The following is a 13,889-nucleotide window of genomic DNA, read 5'->3' as shown; positions in this document are numbered from 1 at the left end:
CTACCGAGTACCCCATGCCCGACAACACTCGCCGCGCCCGTGATGAAGCCTTCTGGAAAACCTTTGCCGACCGCTACGATGTCGAACCCGGCCCACTCAACCTGGAGAACGGTTACTTCGGGCGCATGTCGCGCACGGTGGTCGAGGAATACCAGCGCAATATCGAGCTGATCAACCGCAGCAATTCGGTCTATGTGCGCCAGCGCTTCGAACAGGGCGACAGCCTGAAGATCCGCGCGCAACTGGCCAGGTTGATCGGCGTGCCCGCCGACAGCATCGCCCTGACCCGCAACGCGTCGGAAGGTTTGCAGTCGCTGATCCGCAACTACAACCGGCTGCAGCCCGGCGATCAGGTACTGGTTTGCGATCTGGAATACGACACGGTCAAAGGCGCCATGCGCTGGCTGGCGCGTCATCGCGGTGTTGAAGTGATCGAGATCGAACACACCCACCCGGCAACCTTCGACAGCCTGCTCAATACCTACCGCGAAACCTTCGCACGACACCCACGGCTGAAGCTGATGGCCCTGACCCACGTCACCCATCGCACGGGCCTGGTGATGCCGGTGCAGGCGATTGCAGTCGCGGCAAAGGAACACGGCATCGACGTCATCCTCGACGGTGCCCATGCCCTCGGTCAGTTCGAATTCGACCTGGCCGAGTTCGGTATCGCCTTCGCCGGCTACAACCTGCACAAGTGGATCGGCGCACCGCTGACGCTCGGCTTTATCTACATCGACCCCGAACGCCTGGCCGATATCGACCCGGACATGGGCGAAATGCATTTTCCACCCACTGACATTCGCGCCCGTACTTCGTACAGCACCCCCAACATCCCGGCGCTGCTGACCCTGCCGCTGGTGCTCGAAGAACATTGGGCGATGGGGGGTGCTGCGGCCAAGGGTTCTCGGCTCAACTACCTGCGCAACCTGTGGGTCCGCCCCGTGCGCGAACTACCGGGCATCGAAGTCCTGACCCCGGACGACCCGCGACTGTACTGCGGCATCACGTCCATGCGTTTCATCGCACAGACCGATCAGCAGGCGATGGTCGAGCGGCTGCTCAAGGACTACAACCTGTTCACCGTGGTACGCACTGGCGCGGCGTGCGGCCCGTGCATCCGCATCACTCCGGGACTGACCACAACCGCCGAGCACATGACGCGGCTGACCACGGCGCTGACGCAATTGTGCTGACCTGTAGGAGCGAGCTCGCTCGCGAAAAACTTCCAGGCACCGCTGGCTATCGGGTTCCCGCGTTATCGTTCACGACCATCGCGAGCGAGCTCGCTCCTACAGGTATTAATTGCCTCAACTTTTCGCGGGCAAAAAAAAACGGTGCGCCGACCAAGCGCACCGTAAAGCCGTAGAACACACAACGAAGTGTAGGGTGAAGCGATCAGTCCAGCAGCGCCAAAGCCTCGGCGGTGCATTCCTGAATGCGGGCCCAGTCGCCGTTCTTGATCCACTCCGGATCGAGCATCCAGCTACCGCCCACGCACATGACGTTTTTCAACGCCATGTAGCTCTTGATATTGGCCGGGCCCACGCCGCCGGTCGGGCAGAATTTCACTTCGCCGAACGGGCCGCCCAAAGCCTTGATAGCCGCAACGCCGCCGCTGACTTCGGCCGGGAACAGCTTGAAGCGGCGATACCCCAGGCCGTAGCCTTCCATGATGCCCGAGGCATTGCTGATGCCCGGCAACAGTGGAATCGGGCTGGCGACGCTGGCTTCCAGCAGGTCACGGGTGATGCCCGGCGTGACGATGAATTGCGAGCCGGCCGCTTCCGCCGCTGCCAGCATGTGGCGATCGAGCACGGTGCCGGCACCGGTCACCAGCTCCGGACGCTGCTCGCGCAGGATCTGGATGGCCTTGAGGCCGAATTGCGAACGCAGGGTCACTTCCAGGGCCGTCAGGCCACCGGCCGCCAGGGCGTCGGCCAACGGCAGAACGTCTTGCTCGCGGGCGATGGTGATCACCGGCAGGATCCGCGCTTTCGCGCAGATGCTGTCGATCAGGGCAACTTTGTCCGCCATGGAAACGGTCGGGGATGGGTTTGTCATAGCGGCTGTTCCTTGGCTCATGGGCACCAGTAAATCTCTAACGTGGGTTGCAGAAATGCGCGCACCGGCATTTCGGTGACATCGTCACCGGCCAGCGCGAAACTCAGGGTGGTCAGCTTGGACGAACCGGAAATCGACAGAATTTTATGTTTGGCCGAGGCCAGTAGCGCCCGGCTCATGGTCAGGCGCTGATGCGGCACGGTCGGCGCCAGCATCGGCCAGCAACGACGAGTGCCGTCGACTTTCAAGGCCTCGTCAAGGTTCGGGCTGTTGGGGAACAGCGATGCGGTGTGGCCGTCATCGCCCATGCCGAGGATCAGCACGTCGATCACCGGCAATTCGGACAACAAACGGTCGGCCTGCTCGGCCGCCTGTTCCAGGTTGGCACTGGCGCTGTACAGGTTCAGGAATTGCGCCTTGGCCGCCGGGCCTTGCAGCAGGTAACGCTTGATCAGGCCGGCATTACTGTCGGCGTGCTCCACCGGCACCCAGCGCTCATCGGCCAGGCTGATCACCACGTTCGACCAGTCCAGCGTCTGTTTGGCCAGGTGCTGGAAAAACGCCACCGGGCTGCGGCCACCGGAAACCACCAGGGTCGCAGTGCCCCGGGCTTCGATCGCGTCGCTCAGTTTTTTCGCCACGTTCAGCGCCAGGCTTTCAGCCAGCAGCACCGGGCTCTTGAACGCATGGGCGCTGACGCCCTGCGGCAGTTTCAAATCAGATATCGCCATACCACGACCTCCCGTCCCGCGTGATCAGAGCAATGGAGCTCATCGGCCCCCAGGACCCGGCCGCGTACGGCTTGGGCGCATCACCGGATTTTTTCCACCCGGCGATCAACTGGTCACACCAATTCCACGCGGCTTCGATTTCATCTTTACGGACAAACAGGTTCTGATTGCCGCGCATCACTTCCAGCAACAACCGCTCGTAGGCATCGGGAATCCGTGCGCTGCTCCAGGTGTCGGAAAAATTCAGCTGCAACGGACCGCTGCGCAGCTGCATGCCTTTGTCCAGGCCTTGATCTTTGGTCATCACGCGCAAGGAAATGCCTTCGTCCGGCTGCAGGCGGATAATCAGCTTGTTGCTGATTTGCAGGCGCTGCTCGGGAGCGAAGATGTAGTGCGACGGTTCCTTGAAGTGGATGACGATCTGCGACAGCTTCTGCGGCATGCGCTTGCCGGTACGCAGGTAAAACGGCACGCCGGCCCAGCGCCAGTTGCGGATGTCAGCGCGCAGGGCAACAAAGGTTTCGGTATTGCTCTGGGTGTTGGAGTTAGGTTCTTCCAGGTACCCCGGCACTGCTTTGCCTTCGCTGTAGCCGGCGATGTACTGGCCGCGCACTACCTGGGTGGTCAGGCCTTCCGGGCTGATCGGCGCCAGGGCCTTGAGCACTTTGACCTTCTCGTCGCGGATGCTGTCGGCGGACAGGTCGGCCGGCGGGTCCATGGCGATCAGGCAGAGCAGTTGCAGCAGGTGGTTCTGGATCATGTCCCGCAGCTGGCCGGCCTTGTCGAAGTAACCCCAGCGGCCCTCGATGCCGACCTGCTCGGCCACGGTGATTTCCACGTGGGAAATGTAATTCTGGTTCCACTGGGTTTCGAACAGGCTGTTGGCGAAACGCAGGGCGATCAGGTTCTGGACGGTTTCCTTGCCAAGATAATGGTCGATGCGGTAGGTGCGGTTCTCCGGGAAGAACTGCGCCACGGCGTCGTTGACCTTGCGCGAGGATTCCAGGTCCGAACCGATGGGCTTTTCCAGCACCACGCGGGTGTTTTCTGCCAGACCGACCTTGGCCAGGTTCTCGCAAATCGCGCCATACACGGCGGCCGGGGTCGCAAAGTAGGCGATGACCCGCTGCGCACTGCCGGCGGACTCGGCCAGGGCCACATAATCTTCGCCGTTGAGGAAGTCGACGTGCAGGTAGCTCAGGCGTGCCAGGAAACGCTCGACCACGGCTTCGTCCAGCTCTTTGGCACCGACATAACGGCGCAGCTCAGAGGTGATGAACGCCAGGTGTTCCTGCTCGCTGCCAGCCTCACGGGCCAGCGCGATGATGCGCGTGTCCTCGTGCAAGAGGCCTGCACCGTCGAGTTGATAAAGGGCAGGAAACAGTTTGCGTAAGGCCAGGTCGCCAAGGGCGCCGAACAAGGCAAAGGTGCACGGTTCAACCGTAATCGAGAGCATGATGTTTGTTCTTTTATCAAGTTAAGCTACAAATACCTTTTTTTAAGGCATCACTCAAGGGAAAATGTAGTAATAACCACAACATTTTCGCAAAATACAGATTGCGAGTGGTGGTCGGTCGGAGCCATCAGTAGGATAGGCCACCGTTACGGGCCTCACCAAAGGCCCTTTTTGCATTAGCCGCGCGCTTATCGGTGCCGGTGAATCAAGGATACTTATATGGACCGCGTGCGAAATTTACTGGAGCAAATCCAGAATCGCCTTGAAGAGCTGAACAAGGCCGAACGCAAAGTCGCCGAGGTGATCCTGCTCAACCCGCAGCAGGCCACCCGCTTCAGCATCGCCGCCCTCGCCCAGGCCGCCTCGGTCAGCGAACCGACGGTCAACCGTTTCTGCCGTTCGTTCGGCGTCAGCGGCTACCCCGAGCTCAAGCTGCAACTGGCCCAGAGCCTGGCCAGTGGTGCCGCGTACGTCAGCCGTGCAGTGGAAGCCGACGACAATCCGGAGGCCTACACCCAGAAGATCTTCGGCAGCGCCATTGCCTCGCTGGACAGCGCCTGCCAGGCACTGGACCCGAACCTGATCAGCCGCGCCGTCGACCTGCTGATCCAGGCGCGGCAAATCCACTTCTTCGGCCTCGGCGCCTCGGCCCCGGTGGCACTGGATGCGCAGCACAAGTTCTTCCGTTTCAACCTGGCCGTCACGGCCCACGCGGATGTGCTGATGCAGCGCATGATTGCCTCGGTGGCCCACACCGGCGAATTGTTCGTGATCATTTCCTACACCGGCCGCACCCGCGAACTGGTGGAAGTGGCGCGCATCGCCCGGGAAAACGGCGCCTCGGTGCTTGGCCTGACCGCCGAGAACTCGCCACTGGCCAAGGCCAGCACCCTGAGCCTGAACATCCCGCTGCCGGAAGACACCGACATCTACATGCCGATGACGTCGCGGATCATCCAGCTGACCGTGCTGGACGTGCTCGCCACGGGCATGACCTTGCGCCGGGGCGTGGATTTCCAGCCGCATCTGCGCAAGATCAAGGAGAGCTTGAATGCGAGCCGGTATCCGGTGGGGGATGAGTTCAATTGAAACCGGCCTGAATCTGCATTGAAAGAACCGGCCTCTTCGCTGGCAAGCCAGCTCCTACAGTGTTTGTGTCGAGTACAAAAAAGGCGATCGACCGCGAACCTGTAGGAGCTGGCTTGACCAGCGAAAGCATCACCCGCAACACCTCGCCTTTTCGCTAAGCCCCCACCCGCGCCTGCAAACTCAAATGCGCCCGCTCCCCAGGTGCAAGGCACAGGCTGTCGGTGCCGCCGCTCGCGGCTTCGACACAGACAAATTCGGATATCTCGTTCCAGGTCACCCCAAGCAATGGCCGCGAGCCGGGGTGCCACACCACCGTGTCGGCCTTATCCCCCGTATCGATGCACAAAGCCCGCTGCCAGGCGTGGTCGTTGAGCTGCAATTCGCCGTCGTGCTGGAACACCCGCTGACATCCGCCGTCCACGCGCAACTCGCCTTCCTGCTGACAGGCCTGCCGGCTCAACTGGTCGTAACCCTGCGCACCTTCGAGCCCAGACAGCGCTATCTCACTCACATCGCCAATACGCCAGTAGGCGTGCAAAGCCTGGCTCAACTGGCACGGCATGTCGTCCTGATGCTCGGTGCTCAGGCGCAGCTCCATGCGCTCACCCAAGTGGGCGTGCAAGTCCACCTGCCAGTCGCACAACTTCAGCTGCCAGTGCAATCGCACGCCAACGTCGTCACTGTTGCTGTCGAGCAGCTTCCAGTCGAGCAAGCGCGCCCAGCCATGGGACGGCCAGGCATTTTCGCTCGGATGCCGGCCATACCACGGCCAACACACCGGCACGCCGCCGCGAATGGCGCCGACCTGCGGCCATTTGGCCGCGCACCACAGCCAGGGTTTCTGGCCCGTGGGCTGGAAGTGCAACAACTGCGCCCCCTGACGGCTGAACACCGCCTGACACAGCGGATGATCGATCACCAGCACATCGCGCACCTGATAGCGCTCCCACGCAAACACCGGACGTTCGCGCAAGGATTTGAAGAAGCGTTGTAGCGGATGCTCAAGCATGTGCCACGGTCCTGAAAATCAACTGTCACCGGGGTGCGCGGCCCACAAAAAAAAGCGGACAGCCATGGCTGTCCGCAAATATGCGCACATTGAGAGAAGCTTATCGCAGACGCGTCAGAACACCGACTGAATTTTCAGGCCGGCCACCAGCGCGTTGTCGACTTCATCCACGCCACCCGGGTGTGTGACGTATTGCAGGTTGGGACGCACGGTCAGCCAGTTGGTCACGTGGAAGCCGTAGTTGATCTCGTAGTTGTATTCGGTTTCACGAATGGGTGAGAACAGCGGATTTTCGTATTCCGAAACACCATTGGCCGCGTTGGTCAGCTCGGCGTTTTTCTTCACGTCATCGTTGACATGGATACGGGCGAAACCGATGCCCATGTCATCCTTCGGACGTGCGTCGAACGGGCCCTTGTACACGAACATCAGCGACTGGTAGTTGTCGACGACGTTAGTGTCCTTGTCGTGGAAGGTGGCGTTGGCCGCGATGTTCAGACCGCGAGAAGCGTCACCGTTGTGACTGGTGAGTTGCTGCTGCGCGACGAACCAGTAGCCGTGCTTGCTATCGTGGACGCGAAAAGGGTTGCCGGTGGTCGCTGCGTCCTGGCCGTTATCGTCTTTGAGAACGTCATCGGCAGGGGCTGTGCTTTTGTAGTAACCGACACGGTATTCACCCGGCAGGCTGTTGACCTTCGGCGACCAGACCAGTTCGACCGGCAGCACGGTGCCCGCAGTACCGCTGCCGCTGAGTTTGAAGCCGTTGCCGTGTTCCAGTTGCGACGGGTTCTGGTTGTACGCACCAATCTGAGCGTAGAGCTCGTCATTGATGTTGTACTTCACGCGGATCGCCGCCTGGCTGACAGGCCAGTTGAACCAGACGTTGGTGGCCCAGTTACCCACTTGGGATCCGCAGAACGCCAGGTTCTGGAATTCGCACGGGAAGGTGTTGAAGTCTTCACCTTCACCGAAGTAACCGGCTTTGACGTCCAGTTTGTTGTCGAAGAACTGATGCTGAATCCACAACTGGGTCAAACGCACCATATGGCCACGACCGAAGACTTCCTGGGAGGAGCTCAAGGTGCCGGCACGCGGATCGCCGATACGGTCGTTGGAGATGTTCTCACCGTTACGGTTGGTGAGCTGGATCTTGGCCTGGGTGTTATCCCAGCCGAACAGCTTCTCCAGGTCCAGCGCCGCGCCCAGGCCGAACTGATCGGCGTAGCGCGCGGTCTTGTCATCGTTGAAACCGCCATGCAGGTTGCCGCCGACTTCTCCGACGTAATCCATCTTGATGTCGATGCCTTGCTCGATCAGCTTGGTACGCTCGCCACCCCAATCGCCCGTCATCCACTTGGAGTCGGAGCTGAATGCTTCATCGGCCATCGCATTGCCGGCCAGAACCAGTGCTGCCGCTGCTGAAACCTGGCAGATCAACCGGGCCTTGTTCTTCATCTTCATCCCTACTTCCTCGTTTTATTGTTATTAACTTTTCTTCTTTAACGCGGTTACATCAGTTGCGACGGACAACAATCCATCCGCCACATGTCCCCCTTGTAGGAGCGAGCCTGCTCGCGAGAAACCTGAGAACACCGTGGGGTATCAGGTTTACAGTGTCATCGTTGACGTCCATCGCGAGCAGGCTCGCTCCTACAGTTTTGATCTTCAGCGGCCTTTGAATCGGGCCACGTTGTCAGTGTGCGCCTCGGCTTGCGGCACGCCGGCCACCCCCAGTCGCTCCCCACTCTTGGCATCGAACAACAGCACTTTCGCCGGATCGAATTGCAACGTCAGGGTCTCGCCCACCGCCGGCGCCACGTCCGGTGCCAGTCGGCAGCAGACCTTGGTGTCGTTGAGGTTGACGAAGACCAGGGTGTCGGGACCGGTCGGTTCGGTGACCTGGACTTCGGCACGAATGGTCGGCAAACCGTTCGCTTCGCCGTTGGCCAGGATGATCTGCTCAGGGCGCATGCCGAGGATCACTTCGCGGTCTTCGAGACCGGCGTCCTGCATGCCCAAAGGCAACTCGCAACGGGCCTGGCCGCTGTCGAGCAGCGCGACCAGACGACCGTCCTTGCGCTGCAGGCGCAGCGGGATGAAGTTCATTGGCGGCGAACCGATGAAGCTCGCCACGAACAGGTTGGCCGGGTTGTTGTAGATGTCCTTCGGCGTACCGAACTGCTGGATGATCCCGTCCTTCATCACCGCCACTTTGTCGCCCAGGGTCATGGCTTCGATCTGGTCGTGGGTCACGTAGACCGTGGTGGTTTTCAGGCGCTGGTGCATCAGTTTCATTTCGGTGCGCATCTCGACCCGCAGCTTGGCGTCGAGGTTGGACAGCGGCTCGTCGAACAGATAAATCTTCGGCCGCCGCGCCAGCGCACGGCCCATCGCCACACGCTGCTGCTGGCCACCGGAGAGTTGGCCGGGTTTGCGGCTGAGCAGGTGTTCGATCTGCAACAGCTTGGAAACCCGAGCGACTTCTTCGTCGATTTCGGCGGTGGGCATCTTGCGGATCTTCAGGCCGAAGGCGATGTTGTCCCGCACGCTCATGGTCGGGTACAGCGCGTAGGACTGGAACACCATGGCGATGTCGCGATCCTTGGGGCTCATGCCGCTGATGTCGGCGTCGTCCACCAGGATTGCGCCGCCGCTGATGGTTTCCAGGCCGGCGATGCAGTTCATCAGCGTGGATTTGCCGCAGCCCGACGGGCCGACCAGGATCAGGAATTCCCCGTCATCGATTTTCAGTTCGATGTTTTTCAGGGTGTCCGGCAAACCGGCGCCGTAGGTCTTGTTGACGTTGCGTAATTCGAGAGTTGCCATGTTCTACCCCTTGACCGCGCCGGACGTCAGCCCACGCAGGAAATACTTGCCAGCGAATATGTAGACCAGCAGTGTCGGCAGCCCGGCGATCATCGCGGCGGCCATATCAACGTTGTATTCCTTGGCCCCGGTACTGGTGTTGACAAGGTTGTTCAGGGCCACGGTAATTGGCTGGGCATCGCCACTGGCGAAGACCACGCCGAACAGGAAGTCATTCCAGATCTGGGTGAACTGCCAGATCAGGCAGACCATCACGATCGGGATCGACATCGGCAGCAGGATTTTCAGGAAGATCGTGAAAAAGCCCGCGCCATCGAGCCGCGCCGCTTTGACCAGCGCATCCGGAATGCTCACGTAGTAGTTGCGGAAGAACAGCGTGGTGAACGCCAGGCCGTAGACCACGTGCACCAGCACCAGACCAGTGGTGGTGTTCGCCAGCCCGAACTTGCCGAGGGTGAACGAGGCTGGCAACAGCACGGTCTGGAACGGCAGGAAGCAGCCGAACAGCAACAGGCCGAAGAACAGTTGCGAACCACGGAAGCGCCACATCGACAGCACGTAGCCGTTCATCGCACCGATGAAGGTCGAGATCAGCACCGCCGGCACGGTGATCTTCACCGAGTTCCAGAAGTAGCCGCCGACCACGTCCCAGGCCTTGATCCAGCCGATGCCGTCGATCACGGTCGGCCAGCTCAACAGGTTGCCGGTACGGATGTCTTCCGGGGATTTGAAACTGGTCAGCAGCATCACCACCAGCGGGATCAGGTACACCGCCGCTGCCAACAGAAGGGTGGCGTAGATCGCAATACGGCTGAAGCTGAGCGATGGTTTGCCGAGTTGATTAGTCATGGCGTTTGCCTCGCAGCTCGGAGTACAGGTACGGCACGAGGATGGTCAGCACGGCGCCGAGCATCAGCATGGCGCTGGCCGAACCGATGCCCATCTGGCCACGGCTGAACGTGAAGGAATACATGAACATCGCCGGCAGGTCGGAGGAGTAACCCGGACCGCCCGCGGTCATCGCCGCGACCAGGTCGAAGCTCTTGATCGCAATGTGCGCCAGGATCATGAAGGCGCTGAAGAACACCGGGCGCAGGCTCGGCAGGACGATCTTCAGGTAGATGGTCGGCAGGCTCGCACCATCGACCTGGGCGGCACGGATAATCGACTGATCGACACCGCGCAGGCCGGCAAGGAACATCGCCATGACAAACCCGGAGGCTTGCCATACGGCGGCGATTACCAGGCAGTAAACCACTCGATCCTGATCCACCAGCCAGTCGAGGCGGAAGCCTTCCCAGCCCCAGTCCCGCAGCATCTTGTCCAGGCCCAGGCCCGGGTTGAGCAGCCATTTCCACGCGGTACCGGTGACGATCATCGACAGCGCCATCGGGTACAGGTAGACGGTGCGGATGAAGCCTTCCTTGCGAATGCGCTGGTCCAGCAGCACGGCGAGGAACACGCCCAGCACCAGGCTGATGCCGATGAACATGCCGCCGAACAGCGCCAGGTTCTTGCTCGCGACCCACCAGCGGTCGTTGTCCATCAGGCGCATGTATTGCTGCAGGCCGACCCACTTGTAGCTCGGCATGAAGCTGGAGTTGGTGAAGGACAGTATGAACGTCCAGATGATGTAACCGTAGAAGCCAACCAATACGATCAGCATGCTCGGCGCGAGTACCAACTTGGGTAGCCAGCGTTGCAGCGCATCGAACGGTGAGGCTTTGCTGAAAACCGCCACAGAGCTCATCGGGATAATCCAGGTTTAGATGTAAGGATCGGAGTGCGATCCCTTGTGTAGGAGCGAGCTTGCTCGCGATGGAGTGTCAGAAACATCTGAGTAGCTGACACACCTTCGCGAGCAAGCTCGCTCCTACATAGGGGGCGCTCGGTGTCAGGGATTACTGGGCCGCTTTGACAGCCGAGGCCAGTTGGGCGCTGGCCTTGGCCGGGTCAGCATCCTTGTCGTTCATGAAGTTGGTGACCACGTCGAAGATCGCACCCTGCACGGCCAGGGAAGTGGCCATGTTGTGCGCCATGCTCGGTTGCAGGCCGCCGGTCTTGTCGTCAGCGATGAAGTCCTTCGCCGACTTCTGCGCGCACTCGTCGAAGCCGAGCTTGTCCATTTCGTTCAGCATGTCGTTACGTACCGGGATCGAACCCTTGTTCATGCTGAAGACTTTCTGGAAGTCGGTGCCCAGCGCCACTTTGGCCAGGTCTTGCTGGGCAGCGATGTCGCCCTTGCGATCGGCTTTGAGCTTGAACACCGCCAGGGAGTCGATGTTGTAGGTGAAGGCTTTTTCGGTGCCCGGGAACGCTACGCACAGGTAGTCCTTGCCGGCGACTTTCTTCGCCGCAGTCCACTCGCTTTTCGCCCAGTCGCCCATCATCTGCATACCGGCCTTGCCATTGATGACGTCGGCGGCGGCGATGTTCCAGTCACGACCGGCGCGGTTCGGGTCCATGTAGCCGGTGATCTTTTTCAGCTCGGCGAACGACTGGGTCATCTGCGGGCCGGACAGGGTTTTCTGGTCCAGGTCGACCAGGGCTTTCTTGTAACCGTCAGCCCCCATGACGGAGAGCACCACGTCTTCGAACACGGTGCTGTCCTGCCAAGGCTGACCGCCGTGGGCGAGCGCGATGAAGCCTGCGGCTTTGAGCTTGTCGCCGGCGGCATAGAACTCTTCGAGGGTCGTCGGGGCCTTTTCGATCCCGGCTTTCTTGAACACTTGCGGGTTGATCCACAGCCAGTTGACGCGGTGGATGTTCACCGGCACGGCGACGTAGTCACCTTCGTACTTCACGGTGTCGGAGACCTTCTTCGACAGCAGGCCATCCCAGTTTTCCGACTTGGAGACTTCTTTCAGCGCGTCGGTGCTGAGCAGGCCAGTGCTGCCCCACTCCTGGATATCCGGACCTTTGATCTGCGCGACGCCCGGCGGGTTGCCGGCTACGGCGCGACTTTTGAGTACGGTCATGGCCGTGGAACCGCCGCCACCGGCGACTGCACCATCCTTCCAGGTGAAGCCGTCTTTTTCGACTTGAGCCTTCAGGACATCGACCGCTGCTTTTTCACCACCGGAGGTCCACCAGTGAACGACTTCAACGGAACCTTTGGATTCGGCGGCAAGCACACTGAGGGGGAGCGCAGACAGGGAAGCGAGAGAAATGACAGTAGCGAGGCGAGAAATCGCATTCATCCAGGAGCACCTTTCTTGTTGTTATGCATGCAAGTCTATTGCTTGCGCTGCATAGGAGTTTAAACAGGGGATATCCCCTCGCAGGTAACGAAGGGATGCGCGAATGTCACCGCATGGTTACATAGAACCGCTCTGGGACAACTGCGCCAGCGCCGTGGCCATGCTCGGTGCCAGCGCCAGGCGCGGAATCAGCACGGCTTGCCAGGCGTGGTAAAGGTCAGGTTTGCCGGGCCAGATATCGGCACTCGGGCGGTTTTGCGGGTTGAGTTCGTGATGCCAGCTGCCGCCTTCGCGGTCGATGAAATGACCGTCACAAAATTCCCAGAACAGTCGGTACCAGTGCTCGTACTGCTCATCGCCAGTACGTTTGAGTAGCGCACTGGCGGCGGCACTGGCCTCGCAATGGGTCCAGTGCAGGCGATGGCGGACCACCGCTTTGTTGTCCCAGTCCAGGGTGTAGACAATCCCCGGCGCGCCATCGATGTTCCAGCCGTGACGGCAGTTGTGCTCGAAAAGTTTTTGCGCGTCGGTGACCAGCCAGCCCGGCGTGAGCATCCCCGCTCTCACCCGCGAAGCTTCGAGATGCAGCAACAATCGCGCCCACTCGAATCCATGGCCCGGGGTGGTGCCGTAGGGGCGGAAGCCGTCGGCCGGATTGTCGCGGTTGTAGTCCCGTAGCGGCTGCCAGTCGCGGTCGAAATGCTCGATCACCAGGTAATCGTTGGCTGCGGCATGACCATGGATCACTCGCTCGACAATCCGTTGGGCACGGCTCAGCCAGCGGTTGTCTTCAGTGACATCGGCCAGGGCGAGGAAGGCTTCGGTGGCGTGCATGTTGCTGTTGGCGCCTCGGTACGCCTCCTCCTCGCTCCAGTCGCGGTTGAAGGACTCGCGCAGCGTGCCCTCCTCCTCACTCCAGAAATATGTGTCGATGATGTCGATCGCATCATCGAGCAAGGCTTGTGCACCGGGACGTTGCGCGACCACCGCAGAACTTGCCGCCAGCGCCACGAAAGCATGCAGGTAGGCATTCTTGCCGGTGTTGCCATCGCGATGTTCGGCGGCCGCGAACCAGCCGCCATGCAGCGCATCACGCAATGGCCCGCGCAGCGCCGCAACGCCGTGATCGACCAGCTCGGCAAAACCCGGCAAGCCCTGAATATGGGCCATGGCGAAGCTGTGGGTCATGCGCGCGGTGTTCATGGTCCGGGCTTGCGCATCAGCCGCGAGACGGCCTTTTTCATCGAGATTGCCGAAGCCTTCAGGCAGCTTCGAAGCCTTGGCGAAGGCCAGCAGGCGCAAGCCTTCGGCAGCGAGCCATTGCTGATGGGCAGGTGCGTTCAGCCAACTGCTGAAGGCCGGTTGGAAGGTGTCCATGGCGTACCTTTTTTTGTTGTTATGACTGTGGGGCAGCATAAACAACGGATGAAGGCGGGCTTGTAACGAAGGGGGTGGGTTATGTCACCGAGTTGTGACAAACCCAAAGCAAGATCAAAAGATCGCAGCCTGCGGCA

Annotated in this window: 12 protein-coding genes; 2 read left to right on the top strand and 10 right to left on the bottom strand. The window is 60.7% G+C overall.

Going from position 1 to position 13,889, the window contains the following annotated elements; translation table 11 throughout:
- Positions 1-14 precede the first annotated feature (14 nt).
- Positions 15-1,196, top strand: a complete 1,182-nt coding sequence (locus C8K63_RS01890) for an aminotransferase class V-fold PLP-dependent enzyme (RefSeq protein WP_108215138.1) — start codon at positions 15-17, stop codon at positions 1,194-1,196.
- Between the two features lie 202 nt (positions 1,197-1,398).
- Here C8K63_RS01890 and C8K63_RS01885 read toward each other — a convergent pair whose 3' ends face one another.
- The 3 genes from C8K63_RS01885 to zwf are packed head-to-tail and all read right to left on the bottom strand — an operon-like array spanning position 1,399 to position 4,251.
- Positions 1,399-2,064, bottom strand: a complete 666-nt coding sequence (locus C8K63_RS01885) for a bifunctional 4-hydroxy-2-oxoglutarate aldolase/2-dehydro-3-deoxy-phosphogluconate aldolase (protein WP_008050561.1) — start codon at positions 2,062-2,064, stop codon at positions 1,399-1,401.
- 17 nt (positions 2,065-2,081) lie between these two features.
- A complete protein-coding gene (gene pgl / locus C8K63_RS01880) occupies positions 2,082-2,795 on the bottom strand; it encodes a 6-phosphogluconolactonase (protein WP_108215137.1) in 714 nt (237 codons plus the stop codon).
- Positions 2,782-4,251, bottom strand: coding sequence for a glucose-6-phosphate dehydrogenase (zwf, locus tag C8K63_RS01875; RefSeq protein WP_108215136.1), 1,470 nt, complete (start codon positions 4,249-4,251; stop codon positions 2,782-2,784). The genes pgl and zwf overlap by 14 nt, the downstream gene beginning before the upstream one ends.
- 228 nt (positions 4,252-4,479) lie before the next feature.
- Between zwf and C8K63_RS01870 the strand changes: the two genes are divergently transcribed.
- Complete coding sequence (locus tag C8K63_RS01870) at positions 4,480-5,340, top strand: MurR/RpiR family transcriptional regulator (protein WP_170948639.1); 861 nt, start codon at positions 4,480-4,482, stop codon at positions 5,338-5,340.
- A 154-nt stretch (positions 5,341-5,494) separates the two neighbouring features.
- On the opposite strand, the gene C8K63_RS01865 is transcribed toward C8K63_RS01870, so the two are convergent.
- The 7 genes from C8K63_RS01865 to C8K63_RS01835 all read right to left on the bottom strand — a co-directional run bounded on the left by C8K63_RS01865 (position 5,495) and on the right by C8K63_RS01835 (position 13,752).
- On the bottom strand, positions 5,495-6,349 hold the full coding sequence (locus C8K63_RS01865) for a D-hexose-6-phosphate mutarotase (protein ID WP_108215135.1): 855 nt from the start codon (positions 6,347-6,349) through the stop codon (positions 5,495-5,497).
- 114 nt (positions 6,350-6,463) lie between these two features.
- Complete coding sequence (locus C8K63_RS01860) at positions 6,464-7,810, bottom strand: carbohydrate porin (RefSeq protein WP_108215134.1); 1,347 nt, start codon at positions 7,808-7,810, stop codon at positions 6,464-6,466.
- Positions 7,811-8,014: 204 nt separating this feature from the next.
- Positions 8,015-9,175, bottom strand: a complete 1,161-nt coding sequence (locus C8K63_RS01855) for an ABC transporter ATP-binding protein (RefSeq protein ID WP_108215133.1) — start codon at positions 9,173-9,175, stop codon at positions 8,015-8,017.
- Between the two features lie 3 nt (positions 9,176-9,178).
- Complete coding sequence (locus C8K63_RS01850) at positions 9,179-10,024, bottom strand: carbohydrate ABC transporter permease (RefSeq protein ID WP_108215132.1); 846 nt, start codon at positions 10,022-10,024, stop codon at positions 9,179-9,181.
- Entirely contained in the window at positions 10,017-10,925 is a 909-nt protein-coding gene (locus C8K63_RS01845) for a carbohydrate ABC transporter permease (protein ID WP_008032969.1), read from the bottom strand. Before C8K63_RS01845 ends, C8K63_RS01850 begins: the two co-directional genes overlap by 8 nt.
- Before the next feature lie 151 nt (positions 10,926-11,076).
- Positions 11,077-12,375, bottom strand: coding sequence for an ABC transporter substrate-binding protein (locus C8K63_RS01840; protein ID WP_108215131.1), 1,299 nt, complete (start codon positions 12,373-12,375; stop codon positions 11,077-11,079).
- Between the two features lie 117 nt (positions 12,376-12,492).
- Entirely contained in the window at positions 12,493-13,752 is a 1,260-nt protein-coding gene (locus C8K63_RS01835) for an AGE family epimerase/isomerase (protein ID WP_108215130.1), read from the bottom strand.
- Positions 13,753-13,889 lie beyond the last annotated feature (137 nt).

The organism is Pseudomonas sp. GV085 (genome assembly GCF_003050925.1).
Taxonomy (GTDB): Bacteria; Pseudomonadota; Gammaproteobacteria; order Pseudomonadales; family Pseudomonadaceae; genus Aquipseudomonas.
This window is presented reverse-complemented; position numbering and strand designations above follow the sequence as displayed.